This is a genomic window from Phenylobacterium sp. LjRoot97 (genome assembly GCF_964254345.1).
Taxonomy (GTDB): domain Bacteria; phylum Pseudomonadota; class Alphaproteobacteria; order Caulobacterales; family Caulobacteraceae; genus Phenylobacterium.
In genome coordinates this window covers 4,082,722-4,108,151 of sequence record NZ_CAXUTH020000001.1, presented here as the reverse complement: position 1 = coordinate 4,108,151, position 25,430 = coordinate 4,082,722, and the positions used below count along the sequence as shown (strand labels likewise).

Annotated in this window: 31 protein-coding genes; 16 read left to right on the top strand and 15 right to left on the bottom strand. The window is 69.3% G+C overall.

Annotated elements, in window-relative coordinates; all coding sequences use genetic code 11:
• Positions 1-51: 51 nt before the first annotated feature.
• The 4 genes from ACSQ2H_RS20420 to ACSQ2H_RS20405 all read right to left on the bottom strand — a co-directional run bounded on the left by ACSQ2H_RS20420 (position 52) and on the right by ACSQ2H_RS20405 (position 5,209).
• Positions 52-1,242: an acyl-CoA dehydrogenase gene (locus ACSQ2H_RS20420; protein WP_436063196.1), complete on the bottom strand. Its 1,191-nt coding sequence runs from the start codon at positions 1,240-1,242 to the stop codon at positions 52-54.
• Positions 1,243-1,288: 46 nt separating this feature from the next.
• Positions 1,289-2,086: an enoyl-CoA hydratase/isomerase family protein gene (locus ACSQ2H_RS20415; RefSeq protein ID WP_436063195.1), complete on the bottom strand. Its 798-nt coding sequence runs from the start codon at positions 2,084-2,086 to the stop codon at positions 1,289-1,291.
• 44 nt (positions 2,087-2,130) lie between these two features.
• Positions 2,131-2,814: a Fe2+-dependent dioxygenase gene (locus tag ACSQ2H_RS20410; RefSeq protein ID WP_436063194.1), complete on the bottom strand. Its 684-nt coding sequence runs from the start codon at positions 2,812-2,814 to the stop codon at positions 2,131-2,133.
• 94 nt (positions 2,815-2,908) lie between these two features.
• Positions 2,909-5,209, bottom strand: a complete 2,301-nt coding sequence (locus ACSQ2H_RS20405; RefSeq protein WP_436063193.1) for a TonB-dependent receptor — start codon at positions 5,207-5,209, stop codon at positions 2,909-2,911.
• A 237-nt stretch (positions 5,210-5,446) separates the two neighbouring features.
• Here ACSQ2H_RS20405 and ACSQ2H_RS20400 point away from each other — a divergent pair, with 237 nt between their 5' ends.
• The gene (locus ACSQ2H_RS20400) at positions 5,447-5,617 is read left to right on the top strand and encodes a hypothetical protein (protein WP_436063192.1); all 171 of its coding nucleotides are present in this window, start codon (positions 5,447-5,449) and stop codon (positions 5,615-5,617) included.
• Here the strand turns inward: ACSQ2H_RS20400 and cysQ are convergent.
• Together cysQ and ACSQ2H_RS20390 are read right to left on the bottom strand one after the other, a co-directional pair.
• Complete coding sequence (gene cysQ / locus ACSQ2H_RS20395) at positions 5,614-6,378, bottom strand: 3'(2'),5'-bisphosphate nucleotidase CysQ (protein WP_436063191.1); 765 nt, start codon at positions 6,376-6,378, stop codon at positions 5,614-5,616. The two genes, ACSQ2H_RS20400 and cysQ, sit on opposite strands and share 4 nt — an antisense overlap.
• On the bottom strand, positions 6,375-6,572 hold the full coding sequence (locus tag ACSQ2H_RS20390) for a DUF3553 domain-containing protein (RefSeq protein WP_436063190.1): 198 nt from the start codon (positions 6,570-6,572) through the stop codon (positions 6,375-6,377). The genes cysQ and ACSQ2H_RS20390 overlap by 4 nt, the downstream gene beginning before the upstream one ends.
• Positions 6,573-6,639: 67 nt before the next feature.
• Between ACSQ2H_RS20390 and chpT the strand changes: the two genes are divergently transcribed.
• Together chpT and ACSQ2H_RS20380 are read left to right on the top strand one after the other, a co-directional pair.
• The gene (gene chpT / locus ACSQ2H_RS20385; RefSeq protein ID WP_436063189.1) at positions 6,640-7,329 is read left to right on the top strand and encodes a histidine phosphotransferase ChpT; all 690 of its coding nucleotides are present in this window, start codon (positions 6,640-6,642) and stop codon (positions 7,327-7,329) included.
• Between the two features lie 61 nt (positions 7,330-7,390).
• Positions 7,391-7,768 carry a VOC family protein gene (locus ACSQ2H_RS20380; protein ID WP_436063188.1) on the top strand — a complete coding sequence of 126 codons (378 nt, stop codon included), beginning with the start codon at positions 7,391-7,393 and terminating at the stop codon, positions 7,766-7,768.
• A gap of 40 nt (positions 7,769-7,808) precedes the next feature.
• Here ACSQ2H_RS20380 and ACSQ2H_RS20375 read toward each other — a convergent pair whose 3' ends face one another.
• On the bottom strand, positions 7,809-8,228 hold the full coding sequence (locus ACSQ2H_RS20375; RefSeq protein WP_436063187.1) for a DUF805 domain-containing protein: 420 nt from the start codon (positions 8,226-8,228) through the stop codon (positions 7,809-7,811).
• A gap of 94 nt (positions 8,229-8,322) precedes the next feature.
• Entirely contained in the window at positions 8,323-9,675 is a 1,353-nt protein-coding gene (locus ACSQ2H_RS20370; protein WP_436063186.1) for an amidohydrolase family protein, read from the bottom strand.
• Between the two features lie 76 nt (positions 9,676-9,751).
• Here ACSQ2H_RS20370 and ACSQ2H_RS20365 point away from each other — a divergent pair, with 76 nt between their 5' ends.
• The 8 genes from ACSQ2H_RS20365 (at position 9,752) to ACSQ2H_RS20330 (ending at position 18,221) form a co-directional block, all read left to right on the top strand.
• Entirely contained in the window at positions 9,752-10,138 is a 387-nt protein-coding gene (locus ACSQ2H_RS20365) for a VOC family protein (protein ID WP_436063185.1), read from the top strand.
• A 67-nt stretch (positions 10,139-10,205) separates the two neighbouring features.
• On the top strand, positions 10,206-11,084 hold the full coding sequence (locus ACSQ2H_RS20360) for a TauD/TfdA dioxygenase family protein (protein ID WP_436063184.1): 879 nt from the start codon (positions 10,206-10,208) through the stop codon (positions 11,082-11,084).
• A gap of 63 nt (positions 11,085-11,147) precedes the next feature.
• The gene (locus ACSQ2H_RS20355; RefSeq protein ID WP_436063183.1) at positions 11,148-11,966 is read left to right on the top strand and encodes an SDR family NAD(P)-dependent oxidoreductase; all 819 of its coding nucleotides are present in this window, start codon (positions 11,148-11,150) and stop codon (positions 11,964-11,966) included.
• 69 nt (positions 11,967-12,035) lie between these two features.
• The gene (locus ACSQ2H_RS20350; protein ID WP_436063182.1) at positions 12,036-12,707 is read left to right on the top strand and encodes an MOSC domain-containing protein; all 672 of its coding nucleotides are present in this window, start codon (positions 12,036-12,038) and stop codon (positions 12,705-12,707) included.
• A 31-nt stretch (positions 12,708-12,738) separates the two neighbouring features.
• The gene (locus ACSQ2H_RS20345; protein ID WP_436063181.1) at positions 12,739-13,263 is read left to right on the top strand and encodes an RNA polymerase sigma factor; all 525 of its coding nucleotides are present in this window, start codon (positions 12,739-12,741) and stop codon (positions 13,261-13,263) included.
• Complete coding sequence (locus tag ACSQ2H_RS20340; RefSeq protein ID WP_436063180.1) at positions 13,260-14,243, top strand: FecR family protein; 984 nt, start codon at positions 13,260-13,262, stop codon at positions 14,241-14,243. Before ACSQ2H_RS20345 ends, ACSQ2H_RS20340 begins: the two co-directional genes overlap by 4 nt.
• Positions 14,244-14,325: 82 nt before the next feature.
• Positions 14,326-17,295: a TonB-dependent receptor gene (locus ACSQ2H_RS20335; RefSeq protein ID WP_436063179.1), complete on the top strand. Its 2,970-nt coding sequence runs from the start codon at positions 14,326-14,328 to the stop codon at positions 17,293-17,295.
• An 8-nt stretch (positions 17,296-17,303) separates the two neighbouring features.
• Entirely contained in the window at positions 17,304-18,221 is a 918-nt protein-coding gene (locus ACSQ2H_RS20330) for a glycerophosphodiester phosphodiesterase family protein (protein ID WP_436063178.1), read from the top strand.
• On the opposite strand, the gene ACSQ2H_RS20325 is transcribed toward ACSQ2H_RS20330, so the two are convergent.
• Positions 18,218-18,943: a glutathione binding-like protein gene (locus tag ACSQ2H_RS20325; RefSeq protein WP_436063177.1), complete on the bottom strand. Its 726-nt coding sequence runs from the start codon at positions 18,941-18,943 to the stop codon at positions 18,218-18,220. The genes ACSQ2H_RS20330 and ACSQ2H_RS20325 overlap by 4 nt on opposite strands.
• A gap of 180 nt (positions 18,944-19,123) precedes the next feature.
• Between ACSQ2H_RS20325 and ACSQ2H_RS20320 the strand changes: the two genes are divergently transcribed.
• Entirely contained in the window at positions 19,124-19,489 is a 366-nt protein-coding gene (locus ACSQ2H_RS20320) for a response regulator (protein ID WP_436063176.1), read from the top strand.
• Complete coding sequence (locus tag ACSQ2H_RS20315; RefSeq protein WP_436063175.1) at positions 19,486-20,313, top strand: CheR family methyltransferase; 828 nt, start codon at positions 19,486-19,488, stop codon at positions 20,311-20,313. Before ACSQ2H_RS20320 ends, ACSQ2H_RS20315 begins: the two co-directional genes overlap by 4 nt.
• A 102-nt stretch (positions 20,314-20,415) precedes the next feature.
• Here ACSQ2H_RS20315 and ACSQ2H_RS20310 read toward each other — a convergent pair whose 3' ends face one another.
• From ACSQ2H_RS20310 to nepR, 4 genes are read right to left on the bottom strand one after another with little or no spacing between them, the layout of a single operon-like run.
• Positions 20,416-20,553: an entericidin A/B family lipoprotein gene (locus tag ACSQ2H_RS20310; protein WP_267233848.1), complete on the bottom strand. Its 138-nt coding sequence runs from the start codon at positions 20,551-20,553 to the stop codon at positions 20,416-20,418.
• Between the two features lie 37 nt (positions 20,554-20,590).
• On the bottom strand, positions 20,591-22,315 hold the full coding sequence (gene phyK, locus ACSQ2H_RS20305; RefSeq protein WP_436063174.1) for a sensor histidine kinase PhyK: 1,725 nt from the start codon (positions 22,313-22,315) through the stop codon (positions 20,591-20,593).
• 12 nt (positions 22,316-22,327) lie between these two features.
• Positions 22,328-22,936, bottom strand: coding sequence for a sigma-70 family RNA polymerase sigma factor (locus ACSQ2H_RS20300; RefSeq protein WP_436063595.1), 609 nt, complete (start codon positions 22,934-22,936; stop codon positions 22,328-22,330).
• The gene (nepR, locus tag ACSQ2H_RS20295) at positions 22,933-23,181 is read right to left on the bottom strand and encodes an anti-sigma T factor NepR (protein WP_436063173.1); all 249 of its coding nucleotides are present in this window, start codon (positions 23,179-23,181) and stop codon (positions 22,933-22,935) included. The genes ACSQ2H_RS20300 and nepR overlap by 4 nt, the downstream gene beginning before the upstream one ends.
• 164 nt (positions 23,182-23,345) lie before the next feature.
• On the opposite strand from nepR, the gene phyR reads away from it, so the two are divergent.
• Together phyR and ACSQ2H_RS20285 are read left to right on the top strand one after the other, a co-directional pair.
• Complete coding sequence (gene phyR, locus ACSQ2H_RS20290; protein WP_436063172.1) at positions 23,346-24,137, top strand: anti-anti sigma factor/receiver protein PhyR; 792 nt, start codon at positions 23,346-23,348, stop codon at positions 24,135-24,137.
• Between the two features lie 79 nt (positions 24,138-24,216).
• Positions 24,217-24,390 carry a DUF1328 domain-containing protein gene (locus tag ACSQ2H_RS20285; RefSeq protein WP_183771343.1) on the top strand — a complete coding sequence of 58 codons (174 nt, stop codon included), beginning with the start codon at positions 24,217-24,219 and terminating at the stop codon, positions 24,388-24,390.
• Here ACSQ2H_RS20285 and ACSQ2H_RS20280 read toward each other — a convergent pair.
• Both ACSQ2H_RS20280 and ACSQ2H_RS20275 read right to left on the bottom strand, forming a co-directional pair.
• Positions 24,387-24,665: a hypothetical protein gene (locus ACSQ2H_RS20280; protein WP_436063171.1), complete on the bottom strand. Its 279-nt coding sequence runs from the start codon at positions 24,663-24,665 to the stop codon at positions 24,387-24,389. The genes ACSQ2H_RS20285 and ACSQ2H_RS20280 overlap by 4 nt on opposite strands.
• Positions 24,666-24,683: 18 nt before the next feature.
• Positions 24,684-24,884 carry a hypothetical protein gene (locus ACSQ2H_RS20275; protein WP_436063170.1) on the bottom strand — a complete coding sequence of 67 codons (201 nt, stop codon included), beginning with the start codon at positions 24,882-24,884 and terminating at the stop codon, positions 24,684-24,686.
• 130 nt (positions 24,885-25,014) lie between these two features.
• Between ACSQ2H_RS20275 and ACSQ2H_RS20270 the strand changes: the two genes are divergently transcribed.
• Positions 25,015-25,332, top strand: coding sequence for a hypothetical protein (locus ACSQ2H_RS20270; RefSeq protein WP_436063169.1), 318 nt, complete (start codon positions 25,015-25,017; stop codon positions 25,330-25,332).
• Positions 25,333-25,430 lie beyond the last annotated feature (98 nt).

Sequence of the window (25,430 nt, the reverse complement as noted above, 5' to 3'; positions counted from 1 at the left end):
ACCCGGAAATTTTTACCGCGATGGTTGTGGACTAAAACTCCGGCGCGAAACCTAGAACGCGTTCTCGCCCGTGATGGCGCGGCCGAGGATCAGGGCGTGGACGTCGTGAGCGCCTTCATAGGTGTTCACGGTCTCCAGGTTCGCGGCGTGGCGCATCACGTGATAGTCGCCGGAAATGCCGTTGCCGCCGTGGATGTCGCGGGCTTCGCGGGCGATGGCCAGGGCCTTGCCGCAGTTGTTGCGCTTCATCAGGCTGATGGCTTCCGGCACCCAGGCGCCCTGGTCGAGCAGGCGGCCCAGCGCCAGCGCGCCCTCGAAGCCCAGCGCGATCTCGGTCTGCATGTCGGCCAGTTTCTTCTGGACCAGCTGGCGGGCGGCCAGCGGCTTGCCGAACACCTTGCGGGTCAGGGTGTATTCTCTGGAGGCGTGCAGGCAGAACTCGGCCGCGCCCATCGCGCCCCAGCTGATGCCGTAGCGGGCCTTGTTGAGGCACGAGAACGGACCGCGCAGGCCGGTCACGTTCGGCAGCATGTGGTCTTCCGGCACGAACACGTCGGCCAGCGCGATCTCGCCGGTGATCGAGGCGCGTAGGCTGAGCTTGTTCTCGATCTTCGGGGTGGTGAGGCCCTCCGAGCCGCGGTCGACCAGGAAGCCGCGGATCACGCCGTCCAGCTTGGCCCAGACCAGGCAGACGTCGCTGATCGGGGCGTTGGTGATCCACATCTTCGCGCCGTTCAGCACGTAGCCGCCGTCGACCTTCTTGGCGACCGTGCGCATCGAGGCCGGATCGGAGCCGCCGTCGGCCTCGGTCAGGCCGAAGCAGCCGACGATCTCGCCGCGGGCCATGCCGGGCAGGTACTTCATCTTCTGCTCTTCCGAGCCGAAGGCGTAGATCGGGTACATGACCAGCGAGGACTGCACGCTCATCGCCGAGCGATAGCCGGAGTCGATCGCCTCGATCTCGCGGGCGATCAGGCCGTAGGCGACGTGGCTGACGCCGGCGCCGCCGTACTGCTCGGGCAGGGTCGCGCCGAGGAAGCCCAGCGCGCCCATTTCGCTCATGATCTCGCGGTCGAAGCGTTCCTGGGCGTAGGCCGAGACCACGCGCGGCAGCAGCTTCTCACGGGCGTAGGCGCGGGCGCTTTCCCACACCATCCGCTCCTCTTCGGTGAGGCGCGAGGCCAGGTCCAGCGGATCTTCCCAGTTGAAGGTCTTCTGCTGGTCGCCGGTGTCGAGGGCCATGGCGCGGTCTCCCAATGGAACTGTATGCGCGCCTTATGACCTCATTTTACGTGCCCGTGTAGACGCCTTTGCGCTTCTCGCGGAATGACGCAGCCGACTCCTTGACGTCGTTCACGGCGCGGCGGGCATGGGCCAGGCCGACGGACTCGTACTTCACGGCGCTGACGAAGTCGGACTCCATGTTGGTCTGCAGCACCCGCTTGGCCATCCGGATGGCCAGCGGCGGCCACTGGGCCATCTGTTCGCCATAGGCCACGGCGTCATCCAACAGCGTCTCGTGCGCGGTCATGCGGTTGAGCAGGCCAAGCTTCAGCGCCTCGTCGGCCAGCACCATGCGGCTGGTGAAGATCAGATCTGCGGCGCTCGCATAGCCGACGATCCGCGGCAGCAGAAACGACAGGCCGGAGTCCGGCGAGATCGCCCGCTCGGCGAAGGTGGTCTTGAAGCGCGCGTGCTCGGAGCCGATGCGCACGTCGCAGGCCAGCGCCCAGGCCATGCCGGCGCCGGCGCAGACGCCGTTGATCGCGCCGATCAGCGGCTTGTCGAAGTCGCGCAGCAGCCGCGCCCAGCGGCCCATCCAGGCCTCTTCGTCCAGCCGCTCGCTCTGCGGCGGCGGGCCGTCGCGCTCGGGCGCGGGGCCGGTGAGGTCGGCGCCGGAACAGAACCCGCGGCCGGCCCCGGTCAGCACCAGGGCGCGAACCGCATCGTCGGCCTGCGCCGCGATCAGCCCGGCCTCCAGGTCGCGGCGCAACTCGGCGGAGATGGCGTTGAGCTTCTCGGGCCGGTTCAGGGTCAGCACCCCAATCTGGCCGCGGGTCTCGTAGGTGATGGTCTCGTAGGTCATGGCGCCCTCCCGTGCGTGGGCGTCCGCGCCGCCGCCGTGCTCGGCTAGACCTCGGCCCACATGCGCAGAAGGTTGTGATAGGTCCCGGTCAGCGACACAAGCTCGGGGGCGCCCGCGCCCACCTTCAGCGACAGCTGCTGGATGGCGATGTCCATCTGGAACAGCAGCGCGCGGCGGGCGTCGTCGCGGATCATGCTCTGGATCCAGAAGAAGCTCGAGGTCCGCGCCCCGCGGGTGACCGGCGTCACCTGATGCAGGCTGGAGGCCGGGTAGAGGATCAGGTCGCCGGCCGGCAGCTTCACCTCGTGGACGCCATAGGTGTCCTCGACCAGCAGTTCGCCGCCGTCATAGTCCTCGGGCTCTGTCAGGAAGAGCGTCGCCGACAGGTCGCTGCGGATCCGCACGCTCCCATCGCGGCTCTGGCGGATCGAATTGTCGATGTGGGTGGCGAAGGTCTGGCCGCCGCCATAGCGGTTGAACAGCGGCGGAAACACCGTCTGGGGCAGGGCGGCGGTGACGAACAGCGGGCTGCGCGACAGGGCGTCGAGGACCTTCTCGCCGGCGTAGCGGGCGGCTTCAGACCCCTCCGGCAACTGCTCGTTGCGCTTGGCCAGCGCCGACTGCGTCCCCGACGTGGCGTTGCCGTCGACCCAGTCGGCGGCGTCGATCGCCGCGCGCAGCTCGGCCACCTGCGGCTTGGTCAGCACCTCGGGGATATGCAGCATCATGGCGCGGGACCTTAGTTCGGGATCTTGGAAAGACAAAAGGCCCCGCCCGGGAAGGGGCGGGGCCTGTCATCGTCTGCTTCCGCCGGGGGGAGGTTTAGAAGCGGACGTTGAGCGTCAGGATCGCCTGGCGGCCCGGACCGTAGTCGGCGTGGTGCACGCCGTTGGTCGAGGCGATGTACTCCTCGTCGCCGACGTTCTTGATGTTCAGCTGCAGGTCCAGGTTCTCGCGGATGCGGTAGGCCGCGTAGACGTCGAACTTCCAGTAGGCCGGGGCGAAGACGCGGTTGCCGCCGCCGCCAGCGCCGCCCTGGTTGCCGCCGTAGCTGTCCGACGAGTAGTAGGCGCCGCCGCCGAAGCTGAAGCGCTCGTTGAGGTCATAGGTCGTGAACAGGCTGAAGGTGTGCTCGGGCGTGTTGGCCAGCTGCTCGCCTTGGTTGACGCCGTTGTAGGCGCCGCGGACCAGCTCGCTGTCCATGTAGGTGTAGCCGCCGAACACCATCCAGGCCGGGGTGACGCGGCCGGTTACGCCGATTTCCACGCCCTGGACCATGGTCTCGCCGACCTGCGCATAGACGCCGTTGGCGATCTGGATCTGGGCGTTCTCGCGGGTCATGTGGAAGATCGCCGCCGAGGCCGACAGGCGCTCGCGGAAGAAGGCCCACTTCACGCCGGCTTCGGCCGAGGTGATGTCTTCCGGGTCCAGCAGCACGTTGGCGAGGTTGCCGGTGCCGGTGCCCGTGCCGGTGTTCTGGTCGCCGCCGGAGATCGTCGGCGGGGTCGAGGAGGTGCCGTACGAGACGTAGAGGCTGCCGTTCGCCACCGGCTTGTAGACCAGGCCGACCTGATAGTTGGTGAACTGCCAGTCGCCCTTGCGCGGGGTGATGGTGGTCCCGGTGATCACGCCCAGCGCGCTGGTCGCGGCCACGTCGCGGCCCTCCACCGAATAGTCGTCGAAGCGGACGCCGACGTTCAGCAGCCACTTGTCGCCGAACGACATGGTGTCGAAGGCGTAGACGCCGATGGTGTTGGTGTAGTTCACCGACGGATCGGGGCGGGTGACGATGCCCTGCCACGGATCGCTCGGGTTCGGCGCATAGACGCGGGTGCAGTCGGCGACGCCGGCGGCGGTGGTCGCCCCGGTGAAGCCCGTCGGGCAGGCCGCGCCCGCCGTCGTGTAGATCACGTAGGACGCGTTCCTGTTGGTCTCACGCGACAGCTCCAGGCCGACATCGTAGCTGTGCTCGACGCCGCCGGTGCGGAACTTGCCGTAGAAGTCGGTGACGTTGGCGACGGTGAACGCCTCGTTCCAGCGGGACTTGGTGCCGCGCTTCATCCACCATTCGCCGGCCACGAACTGGGCGGCGCCGCCGTCGCCGGGGTTGGTGACCAGATAGTCGTTCAGGGTCTTGGCGACGCGGAACGCGTTGCGGAAGGTGATCGCGTCGTTGATGTCGTGTTCGGCGATCAGGGTGACGATGTCGGCTTCCGTCTTTTGGAAGTCGCGCGCCTTCAGGCCGTAGAACGAGTCACGCGGCACATCGAGCACGCCGCTGGCGTTCGTCCGCGGGGCGGTGGCGCCGCCCAGCTTGGTGTACAGCGGCACGCCGTAGTCGGGCATGTCATTGCGGGTCAGGTGATAGTAGCTGGCGGTGACGCGGGTGTCGGTGCCCAGGCCCACGGCGCCGCTGATCGCCGCGCCCCACGCGTCGAAGTCGACGCTGTCGCGGCCGGGGACGTCGCCCTGGGTGCCCATCAGGTTGAAGCGGACCGCGCTGGTCTCGCCCACCGGCAGGTTGGCGTCGACCACGCCGCGCAGATAGCCGTCGGTGCCGACCATGGCGCTGGCGGCGATGCTCTCTTCCAGCTTCGGACGCTTGGTCGTCAGGTTGATCGAGCCGCCGCCCGAGCCGCGGCCGTTATAGGCGCTGTCCGGACCTTTGATGACTTCGACCTGCTCCAGGTTGAAGACCTCGCGGACCTGGCCGCCCGAGTCGCGGATGCCGTCGACGAAGATGTTGTTGCCCGAGGCCTGGCCGCGGATGAACGGACGGTCGGCCAGCGGCTGGCCGCCTTCACCGGCGCCGAAGGTGATGCCCGGCGAGGTGCGCAGCAGGTCCGAGAGCGAGGTCGCGGCGGTCTGCGTGATCACCGCCTGCGGGATCACGGTGACGCTGCGCGGCGTGTCCAGCAGCTGGGCGGTGTACTTGGGCGAGGACGGCTTCAGGGTCTGGTGCCCGTCGACCTGGACGCCTGAGACTTCGGTGGCGTTGTCCGCCGCTTCGTCCGCGAGGGCGAGCTGCGGAACCAGGGCCAGGCCGGCGACGCCGGCGACCGCAGCGGGAGTGAGCGCCTTGCGCGCATAGGCGCGAACGCCGTTTGTCCGTCGATTAATCACCGAATGCCCCTCGGCCCGTATGCGAATGAAACTGCGAGGCGCTATTAGTTAGTGCGGGCGAGAATGGCAATGCGAGTCAGTCGCAAATAATAATCTGTGTTCTGAAAGACGCACCCGCCGCGTCGCTGCAGCGTTCGGGCGCTTCGTCGCGCTTCGAGCCGAGATTGTCGAAATCGCCTCGCAACCGACGGCCCGGTTCGGCTGTTCCGCTAACGTGGGTCTCGACAGGAACATCCAGTGACCGAAGTCAGCGTCTATCAGATCATGCGGCCGTTCGCGTGGATCGCCGCGACAGCGTTTGCAGTGGGTTTCGCCGGCTACGTGGCCATCGGCGCGGGTGATCCGGGCCTGGCCCAGGGCGCGCAGGCCCCCGTGATGGCGACGGTCGCCGGCCCCTCGGCCGGCTAGCCCTTGGCGACGAACCAGCCGTTGCGGAACCCGGCCTCGGCCTTGCCGTAGGCGACGTCCTGGCCTTCAGGAGTCTTCACCTGCCCGCCCGCCGCGGCCAGCACCGCGTGGCCCGCGGCGATGTCCCATTCCATGGTCGGTCCGTGGCGCGGATAGATGTCGGCCGAACCTTCGGCGATGCGGCAGAACTTGATCGACGAATCCATCGGCTCGCGCAGGTCGAAGCCGTACTGCTCGGCCAGCTTCTGGGCGGTTTCTTCCTTCATGGTGTGGCTGATCAGCGCCACGGCCGCGCCTTGCGGCCAGGGGCGGGTGCGCACGGGCTGTGGCGCCGCGCCGGCGGTGCGCTTCATCGCCGCACCAGCCTGCGTGAACCAGGTCTCTCCGGTCGCCGGCGCGTTGACCGCACCGGCGATCGGGCGGCCGTTTTCGATCAGGCCGATATTGACGGTGAAGTTTGGATCGCCGCGCACGAAGGCCTTGGTGCCGTCGACCGGATCGACCAGGAAGAAGCGCGGCCCGATCGCGTCGGGAGTGCCGAACTCGCTGGCGTCCTCTTCCGAAATCACCGGAATGTCGGGGAAGGCGGCTGCCAGCCGCTCCAGGATCAGCGCCTCGCCGCGCCGGTCGGCTTCGGTCACCGGGCTTTCGTCGGCCTTGGAATAGACCGTCAGCTCAGACTTCCAGAGCGGCAGGATCAGGGCCGCGGCTTCTTCGCAGATCTCGGCCAGCACCTCGCCGACGTCACGTGCGCTGCTCATCGGGCGCCTCGCGGGTCGTCGCTCACAAACGTCAGGGCGATCACTTCGTTGTCGATCACCTGTTTACCTGCGTGCTCGAAGTTCACCGTCACCTTGCGTCCCGCGACCGATTGCACCTGGCCCACGCCCCAGTCCTCGCGGGTCGGGTGCATGACCAGCACGCCGGGCTCGAGGAAGGGATCGGGACCGCCCATGGGCGGTTCTCTAGAGTGCAGCGGCGCGTTTGCCAAAGCGCCAAATCAGGACAAGTTCGCGAGCGTAATGATGGACGGCGTAGACACCCCCCAATCGACCCCCGAAACCGCGCCGGAAGCCAAGGCTCCGCCGCGCACCGCCGAGGTGGCCGCCTACCTGGCCGCGCGGATGTGTCACGACTTCATCAGCCCCGCGAGCGCCATCGTCTCGGGCCTGGATCTGCTGGACGATCCCAGCGCCCAGGACATGAAGGACGACGCGATGAACCTGATCTCGGGTTCGGCGCGCAAGCTGGCCGACCTGCTGGCCTTCACCCGCGTGGCCTTCGGCGCCTCGGCCTCGGCCGAGACCTTCGACCCGCGCGAGTTGGAAAAGCTGGCCCAGGGCGTCTTCAACCATATGCGCGCGACGCTGGAGTGGCAGGTCGAGGCTCCGGCCGTGAACAAGCCGGCCGCCCGTGCGCTGATGAACCTAGCCCAGATGGCCGGCGCGGCGCTGCCGACCGGCGGCGTCGCCAAGGTTCGGGCCGTGGCCCAGGAAGCCACGATCGCCATTGCGGTCGAGGCGGTCGGCCCGCGCGCGCGCCTGCGTCCCGAGGTGCTGGCCGGCCTGCGCGGCGAGGCGATGGGCGAGGGCCTGCACGGCCACTGGGTCCAGGCCTACTACGTCCACCTGTTCATGGGCGACGCGGACGGACGCGTGTTCGCCGACGTGGCCGAGGAAAAGGTCACCTTCGCGGCGACGGTTCCGGCCTGAGGGGGCTTGTGGGCGCAGGCCCGCGCCCACAACTCAGTTAGCCCAACCGGAGGGCTCACCCATGTTCGATCATCTCTCTGTCGGCGTCCGCGACCTGGCCGCGGCGCGGACCTTCTATGACGCCTTCTTCGGTCCGCTCGGCTGCGCCAACGCCTGGGCGGCCGAGCACGAGTTGGCCTATGGCCCCGGCGGCGAGAGCCGCCTCTTCTGGCTCTATCCGGTCCAGGGCGACCAGGTCGCGGGGCTCGCCACGCACATCGCGTTCACCGCTCCCACACGGCTGGCGGTGGATCAGGCCTACGCCGCGGCGCTGGCCGGCGGCGCGACCAGCGTGCGGCCTGCGGGCCTGCATCCCGATATCTCGCCCGACTACTACGGCGCGGTGCTGCTGGACCCCGACGGCAACAAGCTGGAGATCGTCGCCGGGACCATGCACTAGGCGAACGCGTCCGGTGAGGCTTGCCTCACCGGATCGCCGGTCAGGCCGCGACGGCTGAGACACGTCCCTTCGGATCGGGACCGTATTTGTTGGGGCCCGGCGTGCCGTCCAGCAGGTAGAAGATGAGCAGCACCAGCGCGCCCAGGAACGGGATCAGGCCCAGCAGCAGCCACCAGCCGGTGCGGTTGGTGTCGTGCAGCCGGCGCATGGCCACAGCAAGGCTGGGGATCAGCAGGCCCAGCATGACCAGGAAGAAGAGGCCGTAGAGCGCCTTGGCCGGCCCATTGAGAACGGCGAGCGGGTCGGTGGCTTCGGCGGCCGCCGCCATCGGTCCGGCGACCATGCCGATCAGGATCGAGAAGACCACCTGGATCCCGATCAGCAGCAGCCAGAAAAGCCAGAATTCCAGCCGGCGCGCCCGGCCGTTAAAATCCGCGTACTTGCGGAGCGGTTGGAACATCAAGTCCATCGTGCCCTCCGAAGTTAAGCTGGGCATGAGCCTAGCCTAACTTCGGAAGGTGACAACTCCCGCGCGTGCGGCGCGGCCCTCTCGCCTAGTTCGGCGGGAACGGCGCGCGCTGGCCGCCGACCTTGGCCACCGCGCCACGGTGCATGACGAAGGTCGGGTGTTCCAGCTGGGTGACGTCGGCGAGCGGGCTGGTGGCCACGGCGATGATGTCCGCGTCCTTGCCGACTTCCAGGGTGCCGATGCTGGACGAGCGGCCCAGCAGGTCGGCGGCGTTGACGGTGGCGGCCTTGATCGCCTCGGTCGGCGACATGCCGACGCCGACCATCAGGGCGAATTCCTTGCCGTTGTCGCCATGCGCCGAGACGCCGGTGTCGGTGCCGAAGGCGATCTTGACGCCGTTGGCGATGGCCCGGCGGTGGTTGTCCATCGCCGCCTTGGCCGCGATCTCGGCCTTTTCCAGCGAGGCCTTAGAACGGGCGCCGGCGCGGGCCTGGTCGAGAGCGGTCTTCGGGGCCAGCATGGTCGGCACGAAGTAGGCGCCGGTCTTCTTGAACAGCGCATCGGTCTGGGCGTTGCCGAAGGTGCCATGCTCGATCGAGTCGACCCCGGCGTTCAGCGCCCCGATGATGCCGTCGGTGCCGTGCGCGTGGGCCGCGACCTTGCGGCCGAACATGTGGGCGGTGTCGACGATCGCCTTCATCTCGTCATCGAACATCTGGGCGCCGAGGCCGCCGGCGACGTTCGACAGCACCCCGCCGGTGGAGGTGAACTTGATCACGTCCGCGCCCTGGCTGATCTGGGCGCGCACCGCGCGACGGCAGTCGTCGGCGCCGTTGCAGACGTTGTCGCCCTCGCGGTGAGCGGCTTCGGTCAGGTCGCGGTTGAGGTTGTTGGAGCCGTCGCCATGGCCGCCGGTGACGGCGATCGGGCGGCCGGCGGCCAGGATAGTCGGGCCGGTCAGCAGGCCGTTGTTAATCCCGTCGCGCAGGGCGGTGACACTGCGGATGTCGCTGCCGACGTCGCGGATGGTGGTGAAGCCGGCTTCCAGGGTGCGGCGGGCGTTGTCGATGCCGATCACCATCTCGTCTTCGAGGTCGCGGTTGGCCGCTTCCATGCGACCCTTGACCTTGTCGTCGTCGCTGAAGATGTGGACGTGGCTGTCGATCAGGCCCGGCAGCACGAACTGGTCGCGCAGGTCGACGACCTTGGCGCCGGCCTCGGGTTCGACGAAGCCGTCGCGCACCGCTTCGATCTTGCCGCCGCGGATGATCAGGGTGGAGGCGCCGCGCGGCGCCTGGCCCGGCTTGTCCAGAAGCGCGCCGGCATGGATGACGGTGGCCGGCTGGGCCTGGGCGGCGGCCTGTCCGCTCGCGCCCATACTCAGAACAATGGCGGCGCCAAGAATTTTAACGGCGGTGGGCGCCGAGACTCTACGCATGGATACTCCCCCCTTTAAAAACGGCCCGCACTCTAGCTTCGGTGGCGCCGGGGTCTAGAGTCCAATTGGAGGTTTTATGACCCAACGCCTGGCCCTCACCGCCCTCGTGGTCCGCGACTACGACGAGGCGATCGGCTTCTATGTGAACCAGCTCGGCTTCGAGCTGACCGGCGACGACGACATGGGCGGGGGCAAGCGCTGGGTGGTCGTCACCCCGCCGGGCTCGCAGGGCGGGCTGCTGCTGGCCAAGGCCGCGGGCGAGACCCAGGCGGCGCGGGTCGGCGACCAGACCGGCGGTCGCGTCGGCTTCTTCCTGCACACCGACGACTTCGCCGCCGACCACGCCCGCATGACGGCGGCGGGCGTGAAGTTCCTGGAGGCGCCGCGCCACGAACCCTACGCCACGGTGGCGGTGTTCGAGGACCTCTACGGCAACCGGTGGGATCTTCTGCAGCCGAAGTGAGAGCTTCTGACTCGCGCTCGCGGCCCAGGCGTTGTTTGATCGCGCGAGCCAAGAGGGAGATGGTCCGATGTCAGGCCTTACGATCCGCAAGGTGGCCGGCGCCCTGGGCGCCGAGATTTCCGGCGTCGACCTGTCCGCTGACCTGCCCGACGCGGTGATCGAGGAGATCCGCGCGGCCTTCGTCCATCACCAGGTGGTGTTCTTCCGCGACCAGGCCCTGACGCCGGAGGCTCAGCTCGCCTTCGGCCGCCGCTTCGGGCCGCTGAACATCCATCCCTATGTCGCCGGCATGCCGGGCCATCCCGAGGTCATGGAGATCGTCAAGGAGCCGGGCGACAAGGTGAACTTCGGCGGCGGCTGGCACTCGGACATGAGCTTCCTGGAGAACCCCTCCATCGGCTCGATCCTCTATGCGGTCGAGATCCCGGAATGGGGCGGCGACACCCTGTTCGCCAGCCAGGCCGCCGCCTACGAGGCGCTCTCGCCGGGCTTGAAAGCGACGCTGGAGGGGCTCAACGCCGTCCATTCCGCCGGCCGCGAGTACTCCGCCCAGGGTCACTCGGCCCAGAAGCGCGCCTCGATGAAGGTCGTCGAGGCCGAGGGCGCGGTCGGCGAGTTCATCCATCCGGTGGTCAAGGTGCATCCCGAGACCGGCCGCAAGGCGCTCTACGTCAATCCGGCCTTCACGATGCGGATCGACGGCTGGAGCAAGCGCGAGAGCAAGCCGCTGCTCGACTTCCTGTTCGAGCATTCCCGCTACGAGGCTTTCACCTGCCGCTTCGCCTGGAGCGCCGGCTCGGTGGCCTTCTGGGACAACCGCTCGGTCTGGCACTTTGCGCTCAACGATTATCCGGGTCAGCGGCGGCATATGCGCCGCGTCACGGTCGACGCCTGGCCCGCCACGGTGGGCAAGCCCGCTCTCCAGACTGTGGAGGGCGTGACCTAGGCGGGGCCGCGAGCGGCCTCGTTTCCAAATAAAAACAAAGACATTTCATTAGGGAGATTTGAGATGAGCCAAGCCAAGTTCAATCCGAACGGCTCGCTGAAGGGCCGCGTCGCCCTGGTCACCGGGGCCAGCCGCGGCATCGGCGAGGCGATCTGCGCCCGCCTGGCCCAGGAAGGCGCCAAGGTCGTGGCCTCGGCCCGCACCGCCGAGAGCGGCGAGAGCCGGCTGCCGGGCACGCTGCAGGACACGGTCGAGCGCATCGGCAAGGCCGGCGGCGAAGCGGCCTTCATCAAGGCCGACCTAGCCCAGGCTTCCGAGCGCGAACGCCTGGTCGAGGAAGCCACGGCTCTCTACGGCCCGGTCGACATCCTGATCAACAACGCCGCCATCACCTACTTCATCCCGGTCGAGGAGTTCCCGGAGAAGCGCTTCAAGCTGATGATGGAGGTGCAGGTCTACGCGCCGTTCCACCTCTCGCAGCTGGTCATTCCCGGCATGCGCGACAAGGGCGCGGGCTGGATCGTCAACATCTCCTCGCCGGCCGGCATCCATCCCAAGCAGCCCTACGGCCCCGGCCGCGGCGGCACTGTCTACGGCATGTGCAAGGCCGCGCTGGAGCGGTTCTCGACCGGCCTGGCGTCGGAAGTCTATGCCGACAACATCGCGGTCAACGTGGTCTCGCCGGGGCTCGTCGACACTCCCGGCGTCGCGGTCCACGGCCTGATCAACGAGGCCACCAAGAGCCGCGTGCAGCCGATCGAGTACATCGCCGAGGCGGTCTATCGCCTGGCCTCGGGCGACCCGCAGACCGTCACCGGCCGGGTCGACTACGCCGAGCCGCTGCTCAAGGAGCTGGACGTCCAGCCCGCGGCGCTAATCTAGCGAACTGGTCTGGCCGGAGGCGCGTCAGCGGAGCTTCCGGCCAGACCTTTCTGCGCCTATCGCAGGCGCATGCCCCGCCTCGATCACCTGCTCGTCGGCCAGGTCGCCCCGCTTGGCGAAACTCTAAGCGGCATCGCCAAGGCGCCCGTCGCCGGCCCGCTGCGGCTGACCCCGACCGGCTTCGAGGGCGACGCCCAGGCCGACACCCGCGTCCATGGCGGACCGGAAAAGGCGGTGCATCACTATCCCTTCGATCACTACGCGACCTGGCGCGCCGAGCTCGGCGAACGCCCGGTCCTGGCCGCGCCCGGCGGCTTCGGCGAGAACCTCTCGACCCGCGGCCTCGATGAAACCGAGGTCGCGATCGGCGACGTCTTCCGCCTGGGCTCGGCGCTGATCGAGGTCTCCCAGGGCCGCCAGCCGTGCTGGAAGCTCAACCTGCGTCTGGGCGTCCCGGACATGGCGCAGCGCGTCCAGGCGACCGGCCGCACCGGCTGGTACTACCGGGTGCTGGAACCCGGCGTCGTGGAGGCCGGCGACGGCTTCGAGCTTCAGGATCGGCGCTCGCCCGACTGGACCATCCATCGGCTCTGGCGGACGCTCTATGTCGACACCCTGAACCGCGAGGAGCTGGCCGCCATGGCCGCGCTCGAACACCTGCCCGAGGGCTGGCGCAAGTACGCCCGGCGGCGGCTGGAAACCCGCCGGGTCGAGGACTGGTCCGCCCGCCTGCGCGGCTGAGCCCTTCGAAAAACCGTCACGCACCGCGGCTATGGGGCGCCCGCCAGTTCGGAGTGCGGGCGTGTCCGAGAACCGCGTACCCGTCGCGAGCCATCGCGACGCGCTTTTTCGTTTCATCCAGAGAAGGGTCCGCGACGCGGCCGTGAGCGAGGACATCGTCCAGGACACCTTCGTCCGCTACCTCGGCCGCCAGGGCTCTCCGGCCGCCGACACCCTGGCCCTGATGCGCCGCATCGCCCTCAACCTGGTGCGCGACCACTTCCGGGCCGGCGCGCGGCGGGCCTTCGAGCCGGTCGACGCCGAGCATCCCGCCGACACCGAGACGCCGGAGGATTCGCTGATGTTCCGCGAACGGGCCGAACGCTTCGGCCGCATCCTCGCCGCCATGCCGCCGCTGCAGCGGGACGTCTTCATCCATCGCCGCCTGCACGGCCTCAGTTCCAAGGACACGGCCCAGCGACTGGGCCTGACCCCCGCTGCCGTCGACGCCCATGTCGCCCGCGCGCTGGTGGCCCTGGAAAAGGGCCTGGGCCCCAAGACCGGAGGCCGGCGATGAGCCTCGCCCAGCTGTTCCGCCGCCGCGCGCGCAAGCGCTCGGCCGCCGCCTTCGTCGCCGCCCGCGAGGGCCGGGGTCTGGACGCCGCCCGCTTCGGCGCCTGGCGACGGGCCGATCCCGGGGCCGGCGAGGCCTATGTGCGCTTCAGCGACGTCTGGGACGATCCGGCCCTGACCGAGGCGCTGCGGCTGGCCGAGCATCGCCGCCCCGCCGCCCGCGCCAAGCCGCGTCGGCTCGCGACCCTTGCCGGCCCGGCGCTCGCCGCGGCCGTGGCCGCCGTCGTCCTGCCGCTGGCCTGGCCCGCGGTCGAACTGGCCGGCGCGCCGGTGCTCGAGCAGCGCACCCGTCCCGGCCAGCGGCTGGCGGTGTCGCTAGACGACGGTTCGGTGCTGGACCTGGCCGGCGACACCTGGGTGCGGATCCGGCAGACGCCGCACCGCCGCCAGGTGGAGCTGCTGCGCGGCGAGGCGTTCTTCGACGTCGCCCACGCCGAGGATAGGCCCTTCGAAGTGCTGACCGCCGACAGCCGCGTGCGGGTGGTCGGCACCCGCTTCGACGTCAACCTCACCGCCGGGCGCACGGAGCTGGCGGTCGAGCAGGGCAGGGTGCGTTTCGGCCCGCGCGGGCTGCTGTCGCGCGACCGCATGGTCGAGGCGGGACTGGCCACCGCGCTGACCACGGCAGGCCCCGAGCCCGTGCGCGCGTTGGAGCAGGGCGCGGCCGGCGACTGGCGCGAGGGCTGGATCGAGACCCACGGCATGTCGGTCGAGCGGCTGGTCGAGCAGATGGGCCGCTGGTCGGCGACCCCGATCCGAGTCGCCGATCCGCAGCTGGGGGCGATGACCGTCTCCGGCCGCTTCCGGATCACCAGTCCCGAACGCACGCTGTCGAACCTCGCGCGGCTGCACGGCTTCCAGGTCGCCCACGAGCGCGGGGCCATCGTCCTGCGCCGTCACGCGGCTGACAGCAAAGCTTCGTGAAACCTTGTCGTAGGATTTCGCCGCCCCGGACGTCCTTCCCTCCGAACCTGGCGCGCCGCGCCACGCAAGGGGGACCTGTCCAATGAAGCATCACCTTCTCCAGGCCGCGGCCATCGTCGCCGTGCTGGCGATCGCTGCGCCGGCCGCCGCCGCCGACGTCTCGCTGGCCATTCCGGCCGGCGACCTGGAAACCGCCCTGGCCGCCTTCTCGCGCGCCACGGGGGTCGAGGTGATGAGCGATCCGGCCCAGATCCGCGGCCGCCGCACGCAGGGCGTCCGCGGCCTGATGGCGGCCGACGAAGGCCTGCGCCGCCTGCTCGCCGGCACCCAGCTGACCTTCGAATTGCGCGACGGCGCGGCGCTGATCTCGCCGACCGCCCGTGCCGCCCAGCCGCCGAGTTCGGCCGCCGCCTCCGACCACGCCGCCGCCGAGGTGGACGCCCTCGTCGTCACCGGCCAGCGCCGCGCCCAGCTGACCGCCGCGGCGATCAAGCGCGACAGCGACGCGGTGGTCGACGTGGTCTCGTCCGACGACGTCCAGCGCCTGCCCGACCTGACCGTGGTCAGCGCCCTGCGCCGCATCCCCGGCGTCTCGGTGCTGCCGGTCAGCGACAACGAGCACCCGCGCGATGAGGCGATCAGCCCGGTGCTGCGCGGCCTCAACCAGGCCTACAACAACGTCACCGTGAACGGCCTGCCGATCGCCTCGACCGGCACGCCGCTGTCGGGCTCGGGCACGGCCGGGCGCGGCGTGCGCCTCGACATCCTGCCGACCTCGTTCGTCAGCGACATCGTCGTCGCCAAGACCTTCACCGCCGATCTCGACCCCAACGCGGTCGGCGGCTCGATCGACCTGCGCACCCGCAGCGCCTTCGACTTCGGCGGCAAGCCGTTCCTCAACCTCGACGCCGGGGCGGCCTACACCAGCGATAAGGACGAGCCCTCGGCTCAGGACGACTTCGGCCTGCGCGCCTCTGCGACCGGCGGCTTCACCTTCGGTCCCGATCAGCAGTTCGGCCTGGTGGTCTCGGCCAACTACCAGCGCCAGGAAAGCACCACCGACGCGCACATGACGTCGGATTCCACCTTCTACAACGTCTATACGAACGCCGGCGTCCGGGTGGCCGACGGCGGTCTGGGCAACGGCTACCTCGTGCCCCAGCAGGACAAGTACTGGTACAATCAGAACGACCGCGAGCGCTGGAGCCTGACCGGCAAGCTCGAGGGCCGCTTCGGCGACAGCGTCGAGGTCTCGGCCATGCTCGGCCACTACAGCTTCGTCGACGCCTATCAGCGCAATGAAGTGATCATCAACGGCCGCAACGCCGCGGTGCTGAACCAGACCCCGACCACCGGCCGCTACGCCGCCGCCTCGGTCGAGGTCGGCTTCCGCGACGGAGCCACCGACAGCACCACCGACATCGCCCAGGCCGAGCTGAAGTGGCGGCCGACCGACGACAGCCTGCTAACCCTGCGCGCCGGCTCCTCGCGCGCGAAGTCCAGCGAGCCGCATGCGATGGTCAAGTACTCGGCCGGCGCCGACCGCTTCGGCAATGTCGGCGGGCTGGCGGCGATGAGCTTCAGCTACGACGCCTCGGACTTCCACTACAGCTTCAACATGGACAACCCGCAGGCCTACCGGAACCTCGGGCTCTATCGCGCCGACTACTGGCGCAACGTCGACCGCCGCATCGAGGCCCAGGTCGACAGCGTCGACGTCAACTACCAGAGCAACTTCGACCACGCGGCCACCGGCCTCGGCTATTCGGTCGGCGGCCAGCTGACCCGCAGCCAGATGAGCTACTGGTTCCACCGCGACCAGCACAAGCCGAACGGCGGCGACTTCAATCTGGCCGACGTCGGCCAGCTCAGCCGCGTGGTGCTGCCGTTTCAGCAACAGGGCCTGCAGCTGATCACCATCAATCCCAAGCTCGCCTGGGAGAAGATGACGCCGCCCGGCGCGGTGACCGAGAGCGACTCCGTCTCGACCAACAACCAGGACAATTTCGAGCACGAGGAAACCACCCTCGGCCTCTACGCCATGGGCCGCTACGCCACCGACCGGGCCAGCCTGATCCTCGGCGTGCGCAACGACGACACCGACCAGGAGACCACCAGCCGGCTGCTGATCAGCCGCCGCTGGCAGCCCTTCGAGACCTCGTCCAGCTATCAGTACCTGCTGCCCTTCGCCCTGGCTGGCTACGAGATCACGCCCGACCTGCGGGTCCGCGCCGCCTTCAGCCAGACGCTGGGCCGGCCGAGCTACGAATCCTACGCCGCCCGCTCGTCGATCTCGTTCGAATCCGAGAGCGACCGCGGCAATCCCAATGCGCTGAACGTCTCGGTCAGCCTCGGCAATCCCGACATCAAGCCGCGGCTCTCCAGCAACTACGACCTCAGCCTGGAATGGTACCCGCCCAACGACCGCGGCGGCGTCGTCGCCCTCGGCGCCTTCTACAAGGACATCCAGGACGAGATCTACGACGGGACCAGCCAGGGCTACAGCTTCGAGGGCGTGACCTATGTCAACGCCACGGTCCGCCAGCCCGGCAACGCCAAGGGCGCGCGCATCGCCGGCCTCGAGGCGCAGGCGACCTTCAACTCGCTGGAGTTCGTGCATCCGCGGCTGTCGGACTTCGGCGTCTCGGCCAACTTCAGCCTGCTCGACGGCGAGATCGAGGTGCCGCTGGCCGGCGGCCGCTCGCGCACCATCGGCGGCCTGGTCGGCCAGCCGGACAAGATCGCCAACCTGGCGGCGTTCTACACCCGCGGCCCGTTCGAGCTGCGCGCCGCCTGGAACTGGACCGGCCAGGCCCTGCGCGCCATCACCCCGGAGATCGCCTGGCAGGACGTCTACTGGGACGAGCGCAGCCAGATCGACCTGCAGGCCCGCTACGCCGTGCGGCCGAACCTCACCGTCGTGGCCGAGGTCAGCAACCTGACCCGCGCCCGCATGGACAGCGTCACCGGCCAAGGCCGCGACCAGCTGAAGGACAGCTACAGCACCCCGCGCGTGGTCTGGCTCAGCCTCAACTGGACCCCGAACTTCTGATGCGAAACATGATCGTTCGTCTCGCCGCCTGCGCCCTGCTGCTGGGCGCGGGCGCCGCCCAGGCCGCCGCGCCCCACCGCGCCGCCGAACTGGAGCGCCGGCTGCACGCGCCCGACGGGGCGGTGACCATCGTCGCGCACCGCGGCTGCTGGGAAGGCACGTCCGAAAACACCCTGGACTCGATCTCGGCCTGCATCGCCTTCGGCATCGACATGGTCGAGCTGGACGTGCGCCGCACCGCCGACGGGGCGCTGGTGCTGATGCACGACGCCAGCGTCGAGCGCACCACAGACGGCCAGGGCCCGGTCGAGGCCCTGACCCTGGCGGAGGTCCGCGGGCTGAAGGTGCGGGCCGGCAAGGGCGGTCCGAGCGCCTCAGTCACCGAGCGCAAGGTGCCGACCCTCGACGAGGCGCTCGACCTCGCCAAGGGCCGCATCCTGATCAACATCGACGCCAAGGCCGACGTGCTGGCCGAGGTTCAGGAGAAGGTCCGCGCCCGCGGCATGCAGCGCCAGGTGCTGCTGAAGTCCGGCGCGCCGGTCGCCGAGGTGCTGGCCGCGCTGTGGTGGACGGCGGGCACGCCCTATCATCCGAACATCCGCCCCGAGCGTCTGGGCGATGATCCGGCCGCAGTCATCGGGTCCTACGCGCCGCTGGACCCGGTCGGCTACGAGATCAACGTCAAGGACCTGGCCGCCGCACCGAAGGTCGCCGCCCTGCTGCAGGCGCGCTGCGCCCGCTTCTGGGTCAACAGCCTCAACTCCGCCGAGGCCCGCTTCGACGACCAGGCGCTGGTCGATCCGGACGCGGTCTGGGGCGCGATGCTGGCGGCCGGCGTCAACGCTATCCAGACCGACCACCCCATCGCCCTGCGGGCCTATCTGTCGCTGCGCCATCCCCGGGCGCAGAGCTGCTCGCGCAGCTAGACGGCGGGCGCCGGCCGGGCGCGCTGGTTGTACAGCAGCCCGCGCCGGCGCTCCTGTTCCTCCGGGGTCACCGACTTCGGATCCTCGCCGGGGTCGGCGACCACGGCCATGCCGCGCTGCACGGCCGGGCGGGCGGCCATCTCGTCGAACCAGCGCTTGAAGTACTTGAACTCGCCCATGTCGATGCCCTGCATCTCCCAGCTGGCGGTCCAGGGATAGGAGATCATGTCGGCGATTGAGTACTCGTCGCCGGCGATGAACCGGCGGTCGTAGAGCCGGTTGTTCAGCACCCCGTACAGGCGGTGCACCTCGTCGTTGAAGCGCCGCTGGGCGTAGGACTGGTCGCCGTGCTCGGGAGCCACGCGGCTGAAGTGGCCGCGCTCGCCGAACTTCGGACCCTGGTTGGCCATCTGCCAGATCACCCACTGGATGACCTCGTACTTGCCGCGCACGTCGGCGGGCAGGAAACGTCCGGCCTTCTCGGCCAGATAGATCATGATCGCGCCGGACTCGAACACGCTCAGCGGCGCCCCGCCGTCGGCCGGTTCATGGTCGACGATGGCCGGCATGCGGTTGTTCGGCGAGATCTGCAGGAAGCCGTCGGTGAACTGGTCGCCGCGGCCGATGTGCACCGGCACGACCTTGTATGGCAGGCCGAGCTCCTCGAGCAGGATCGTGACCTTCTTGCCGTTCGGGGTCGGCCAGTAGTGGAGGTCGATCATGGCGGTCCTCTTGCATCGGGTATGTCAGGAAGCCAGCCTAGGCCGGGCGCGCGGCGCCTCAATCGACAAATTCTGAATCGCTCCCCAGCTTCCCGGCGCCGGCGGCGGAAATCTGCCGTGCGCCATACCGCTCCTTAACCAACGTAGCGCCAGAAACGCCACGAGGGAGGAGCCCCCGCGTTGAAGACCTGTCTTGTCGTCGACGACAGCCGCGTGATCCGCAAGGTCGCGCGCCGGATCCTGGAGGACATCGGCTTCGAGATCGCCGAGGCCGCCGACGGGTTGGAGGCGCTCGCCTGGTGTCGCGCGGCCATGCCCGACGCGGTCCTGCTGGATTGGAACATGCCTGCGATGTCGGGCATCGAGTTCCTGCGCATCCTGCGCCAGGAGCCGGGCGGTGATCGGCCGACGGTGGTGTTCTGCACCGTCGAGAACAGCATCGATCGCATCCGCGAGGCGCTCGACAGCGGCGCTGACGAATACATCATGAAGCCGTTCGACGGCGACATCATCACGGCGAAGTTCGCCGAGGTCGGGCTGGCATGACGCCGGGCGATCGCGAACTGGTGGCCCAGCTCTGCGCGGCGCGCGCGGGCGTGCGGGTCGATCCCGAAAAGTCCTACCTGATCGAAAGCCGGCTGGCGCCGGTGGCCCGCCGCGACGGCTTCGGCAGCGTCGGCGACATGCTGGGCATGCTGCGCGAGCGGCGCGAGGACAAGCTGGCCTGGTCGATCGTCGAAGCCATGGTTCAGTCCGAAAGCGCGTTCTTCCGCGACCGCGAGCCGTTCGCCCTGTTCCGCGACGAGGTGTTGCCGGCCCTGGCGCGCCAGCGCGGGACCGAGCCAGTGCGCATCTGGTCGGCGGCGTGCGCGGCCGGGCAGGAAGTCTATTCGCTGGCGATGACCGTCGAGGACGAGCGAGGCCGGCTGCCGGGGCTGAAGGTCGAGCTGTTCGGCACCGACATCGGCGAGCGTCAGCTGGAGAAGGCCCAGAGCGGCCTCTACACCCAGTTCGAGGTCCAGCGCGGCCTGCCGATCCGCCTGCTGGTCCGCCACTTCGAACAGTCGGACGACATGTGGCGAGTCTCGCCGCGGCTGCGCCAGATGATCCGCTGGCGGCGGGTCAACCTGGTCGCCGACCTGTCGACGGCCGGCCGCTTCGACGTGATTTTCTGTCGCTACGTGCTCTCGACCCTTGTCGAGCCGATGAAGGGGCGGCTGCTGATCAATCTCGCCCGGGCCCTCAGCCCCGAGGGCTATCTGTTCCTCGGCGAGCAGGAATCGGCTGCGGGCCTGTCCGACGCCTTCGAGCCGGTCGCCGGCCGTCCGGGCCTCTACGCCCGCAATCCCGCCTACCGCGTCGCCGCCTGAGGCCCAGACGCGCGAAAGCCGCCACCCGGCCATAAGCGACCCGGTGACGGTCTCATCGCCTCGTCATGGCGGCGGGAGATCCGCCGCCCAACTGAAGCTGCCTTACTTCTTGGCGTCTTCGGCGGTGTTGGTCACGGCCTGTCCAGCCGCCTTCACGTCCTTACCGGCGCCCGAAACGGTGTTGCAGGCGGTGACGGAAAGGCTGGCGGCCAGGACCGCGAGGATCACGAACTTACGCATGAGAGTATCTCCCCTTGATAGCGCACGAGGCTAACGGTCAAGCCGCAGCCTGGTTCCCTCGCGCCGGGGCCCGCCGGCCCGCCTGTTCGTCGGTCGGGGTCGGGAAGATGAGGCGGGCGGTGATCCCGCCCGTGTCGTTGCGCACGACCTCGGCGCGGCCGCGCAACTGACGGCCGAAGGCGGTCATCAGGGTGCGTCCGACGCCCGAGGTGGACAGCGCGTCGGGCGGCGCCTGGCCGTCGTCGCTGATCTCCAGCTCGGCCTCGTCGCCGCGGACGATGAAGTTGACCCGCAGGGTGCCGCCGCGGCCGGCGAAGGCGTGCTTCTGGGCGTTGGTCACCGCCTCGACCGCGAACAGCGCCAGCGGGGCCAGACGGTCGGGATCGATGACCAGATCGTCGACGTGGATCTCGGTCCTTACCCCGGCGCCATGGCTGATGTCGGCGGCGATCAGCTGGGCGGTCAGCTCTTCGAGGAAGGTGCGCAGGTCGACCCGCTTCAGGTCGGGGCCCTGGTAGAGCGCACGGTAGATCAGGGCCAGCGCGGTGATCCGCTGGCGGGTGTCCGACATCGCCGCTCGCGCCGCCGGGTCGGTCAGCGCCCGCTGCTGCATGTTGAGCAGCGAGGAGATGACCTGCAGGTTGTTCTTCACCCGGTGGTGGATCTCGCGCATCAGGTCGTCCTTCTGCGCCAGGGAATCGCGCAGCGAGGCGTCGCGCCCGACGATGGCGTCGGCCATGTCCTCCAGGGTCTCGGCCAGGTCGCGGATTTCGGGCGGGGCCTGCTCGGCCTGCACCGGCCGCACGCTCAGCCGCCCGCGGGCATAGAGCGCGGCGATGCGCTGCAGATAGGCGATCCAGCGGATCACCACCCGCTCTGTGACCACCGACACCGCCACCAGCGCCAGGATGAAGGTCAGGATCGGGAAGACGATGCTGGTCAGCGGGTTCAGCGTCGCCCATGAGAACAGGCCGCCTGAGCGCGCCGACAGGATCACGAACAGCTCGTCGCCGACCAGCGGCGCGGCCGAATAGACCCGTCGCTCGCCGCGCGCGTCGCGGGCGTACCAGACCATCGAGCCCTGCTTTAGCGCCTTGGCCCGCCAGTCGGCCGGCAGCACCGGAAAGGCTTCCTTGTCGGTGGCGTTGATATAGGCGCCGTCGCCGTCGGCCAGCGCGACCTCGGACTTCTGCGGCAGCGAGCGGTCGGCGGTGCGCGGCGCCAGGCTCTCCAGCGAGATCACCGCCACCAGCGCGCCATCGAAGCCGACGCGCGGATCATGCGCCGGCACCGCCGCCAGCAGCGCCGGGACCGTGGCGTAGTTGGCTCCGGGATCGCGGGTGATCACCAGGCTGTCGCCCTTGGCCAGGCTCTGGAACCAGGGGCGGGTGGCGCGCGCCATGTCGGCCGGCACGTCTCCGGCCGCGCAGGCCACCCGGCCGCGGCGGTCGAAGCGGATCAGGTTGTGGTAGCCGGGGATGCGGTGGGTGACCTCGGCCAGCCGCTGGGCGCAGTTGAAGCCGACCGAGCCGGGGGCCAGCGTCTCCAGCAGGATGTCCGCCGCCTCCATCCGCGCACGGGCGGTGGCGGCGCTGCGTTCGGATGCGGCGGCCAGGTCTTCGCGCAGCTGCACGCCTTCACGCCGGAACGAGATCGCCGACTGCAGGATGCCGAGGATCAGAACCGGCAGCAACGCAGCCGCCAGCGCCGCCGTTAGGCGGACGCGGATGGTGGAAAGGGACCCCCAGGGCGTGCCGTCCATGCTTCCGCCCTATCAGCGAGCGGTGCTCAACCGCTCCGCGTCCGCCAGGATGGCGCTCATTGCGTCGCCGGCTGCGCTTCCATCCCGTTCATAACTGCCGTCTTCGAGGATGCTGTGCAGGGCCTTGCGCGCCCGGCTGACCCGGCTCTTCACCGTGCCGACCGCGCAGCCGCAGATTTCGGCCGCTTCTTCGTAGGCGAAGCCGCCGGCGCCGACCAGGATCAGCGCCTCGCGCTGTTCGGCCGGCAGCTGGGCCAGCGACAGACGAAGCTCGTCGAGCGCCACCGGGGCCTCGGGATCGTCCACCGCCACCAGGGTCCGCTCGGCGGCCTCCTGGTCCAGCTGGCTCTGGCGCCACGAGCGCCGCTTCTCGGAATAGAATTGATTGCGCAGGATCATGAAGGTCCAGGCCTTCATGTTGGTGCCCATCTGGAAGCTGCTGCGTGCGTCCCAGGCCTTCATCATGGCGTCCTGCGCCAGGTCGTCGGCGCTGGCCGGATCGCCGGCCAGCGTGCGGGCGAAGGCCCGCAGGTGCGGGATCAACTTGACCAGTTCGCGCTTGAAGGCTTCGTCGTCAGCCTGCGTGTTGATCGGCCGGGCCTTGCTCTGCTCGGCCATCAGCCGTTCTCCGCCGACTTCTTGTCCGCTTGACGAAGAATGGCGAGGAATTCGTCGGGCACAGGCTCGCTGACGACCTCGTCGAACATCTGACGCAGGCGCACCCCGATGGCCTGCTGGCGCAGGCGCGCTTCGTCCAGAGCGGCGGGCGCTCGGTGACGGTCCTCTGTGGCACGCTGTTCTATCATGGCCTCGGCGCCCGGCTTTCGCTGAGCCCGCCCCCTCGGTTCGTCCTGGTCGCCCGTCAACGCCTCACCCCACCCAGGGTTCCAAACTGTAGACATTATCACGAAGAGGAAAACCTCGTTCTGACGGAACCGGTTCCCAAGGCCTACGTTCGGGCACATGATGGACCTGCCCAGCGAGCCCAATCCTGGTCGGCTGCATCGAACTCGAGAGGGAGGAGTTTGATTTGAGTCTTCTTGCCCGCCTGGCGCCGCATCTTCCGTATGTCCGGCGCTATGCCAGAGCCCTGACCGGCGACCAGACGACTGGCGATCACTATGTTCGGGTGGCGCTGGAGGCGCTGGCGGCCGGCGACCGGGTGCTGGAATCCAATCTCACCCCACGCGTGGCGCTCTATCACGTGTTCCACGCCATCTGGCTGACCAGCGGCGCCCAGCTCGAGGCGCGCGGCGAGGAAAGCGGCGATGACGCCAGCCAGCGGCTGATGCGTATCGCCCCGCGCTCGCGCCAGGCGTTCCTGCTCACCGCCCTGGAAGGGTTCACCCCGTCCGAGGCGGCCCAGATCCTGGGCGTCGAGTTCGGCGAGGTGGAGCTGCTCATCGCCGAGGCCCAGGCCGAGATCGACGCCGAGCTCGCCACCGACGTGCTGATCATCGAGGACGAGCCGGTCATCGCCGCCGACATCGAGGCGCTGGTCACCGAGATCGGCCACACCGTGGTCGACATCGCCGCCACCCGCACCGAGGCGATCGACGCTGTCAATCGAAAGACCCCGGGCCTGGTGCTGGCCGACATCCAACTCGCCGACGGCTCTTCGGGCATCGACGCGGTCAAGGACATCCTGGCGCGCCACGACGTGCCGGTGATCTTCATCACCGCGTTCCCCGAGCGGCTGCTGACCGGCGAGCGGCCGGAGCCGACGTTCCTGATCACCAAGCCGTTCCAGCCGGAGACCGTGAAGGCGGCCATCGGTCAGGCGCTGTTCTTCCATCCGCGCAACAACCGCAAGGCGGCCTAGGAACAGGCTTCTCGCCCTCGCGTTCCCCAGACGCCGCGCCGAATTTCCGGCGCGGCGTTTTGCTGTGTGGGAGCGACGCATGCTCGGATGGGCCTTGGTTTTCGCAGTTCTGGCGGTGGTCGCCGGCGTGCTCGGTTTCTCCGGCCTGGCAGGCATGGCCGCGGGCATCGCCAAAATCCTCTTCGTGATCTTCCTGGTGCTGCTGATCGCGACCTTCGTGGTCCGCGCCTTCCGCGGACGCTCGGTGCTTTAGCGGGCGACCGGGGTCTGCTCGGCGCTCGGCGTGGTCTGCAGCGTGCCGTGGGCCGGTTCGCCGAGGTCGAAGGACTGGGCGGTGCGGACCGCGCCGGCCTTGCTCGGCGGCGTCGCGGACTGCTCGCCGGCCCGCCACGACCAGGCGCCGAACAGCGCCAGGGCGGCCAGGGCGGTGGACACCGCCAGAACCCAGAACATGTGCACGCCCATGCGTCCCTGACGCGCGCGCGTGGCGTTGAGTCCGGGGCGAGAAGTGTATCGGGTCGTGGCCATGTTGGGTCGTCTCCCAGTTTAGAACGGCAGTCGGTCGAGGGGGCCGGGCGGCGCCGGCCGCGCGGAATCTCCGCGGTCCACGGACATCTGGCCGAGCAGGGCGCCTGCGAGCGCCACCGACAGGATCACCGCCAGCGCCCACCAGCGGCGGCGCAGCGAATGACCGTGATCCTCCTGCGTTCCAATCGCGCCGAAGCGCTCGTTCCGCTCGTGGATCATGGCCCTCTCCCCTGACCAGACGGGCGAAGCTGCCCGCTTCTGGCTAACGTCCCGCGGGGGGCGGACGTTCCGCAGGCGATTTTGCCGACGCAGGGTTCGACATGCGCGCGCCGCGCCTTATCTATGGGGCATGAAGAGCACCAAGCTTATCGCCGGCGCCGTCGCGGCGCTTTCCCTGGCCGGGGCCGCTCAGGCCCAGGCGCCCGCCGCGCTGGAAGGCATGACCGTGCGCGGCCAGAACGGGGTCGTGCTCGGCGTCGTCGAGCGCGTGACCTATCGCGACAACGGGGCCCCCGCCCAGGTGCTGGTGCGGCCCAAGGGCCCGCCTGGGGCCGGCCCGCGCAGCCTGTCCTACGGCGCCCTGCGCAAGGAGGGCGGCGAGCTCTCGGCGCCGCTCACCCAGGCGGAGTTCAACGCCATGCCGGCGGTCAACGTCGCGCCCAAATAGCCGGCGCGAAAAGTTCTCGAAAAAAATCGCGCGTGGCGGGAACGAACCCACCGCACATGGGTTTATGGATTGCGGAGGCGGCGACGCCCCCCCCGACT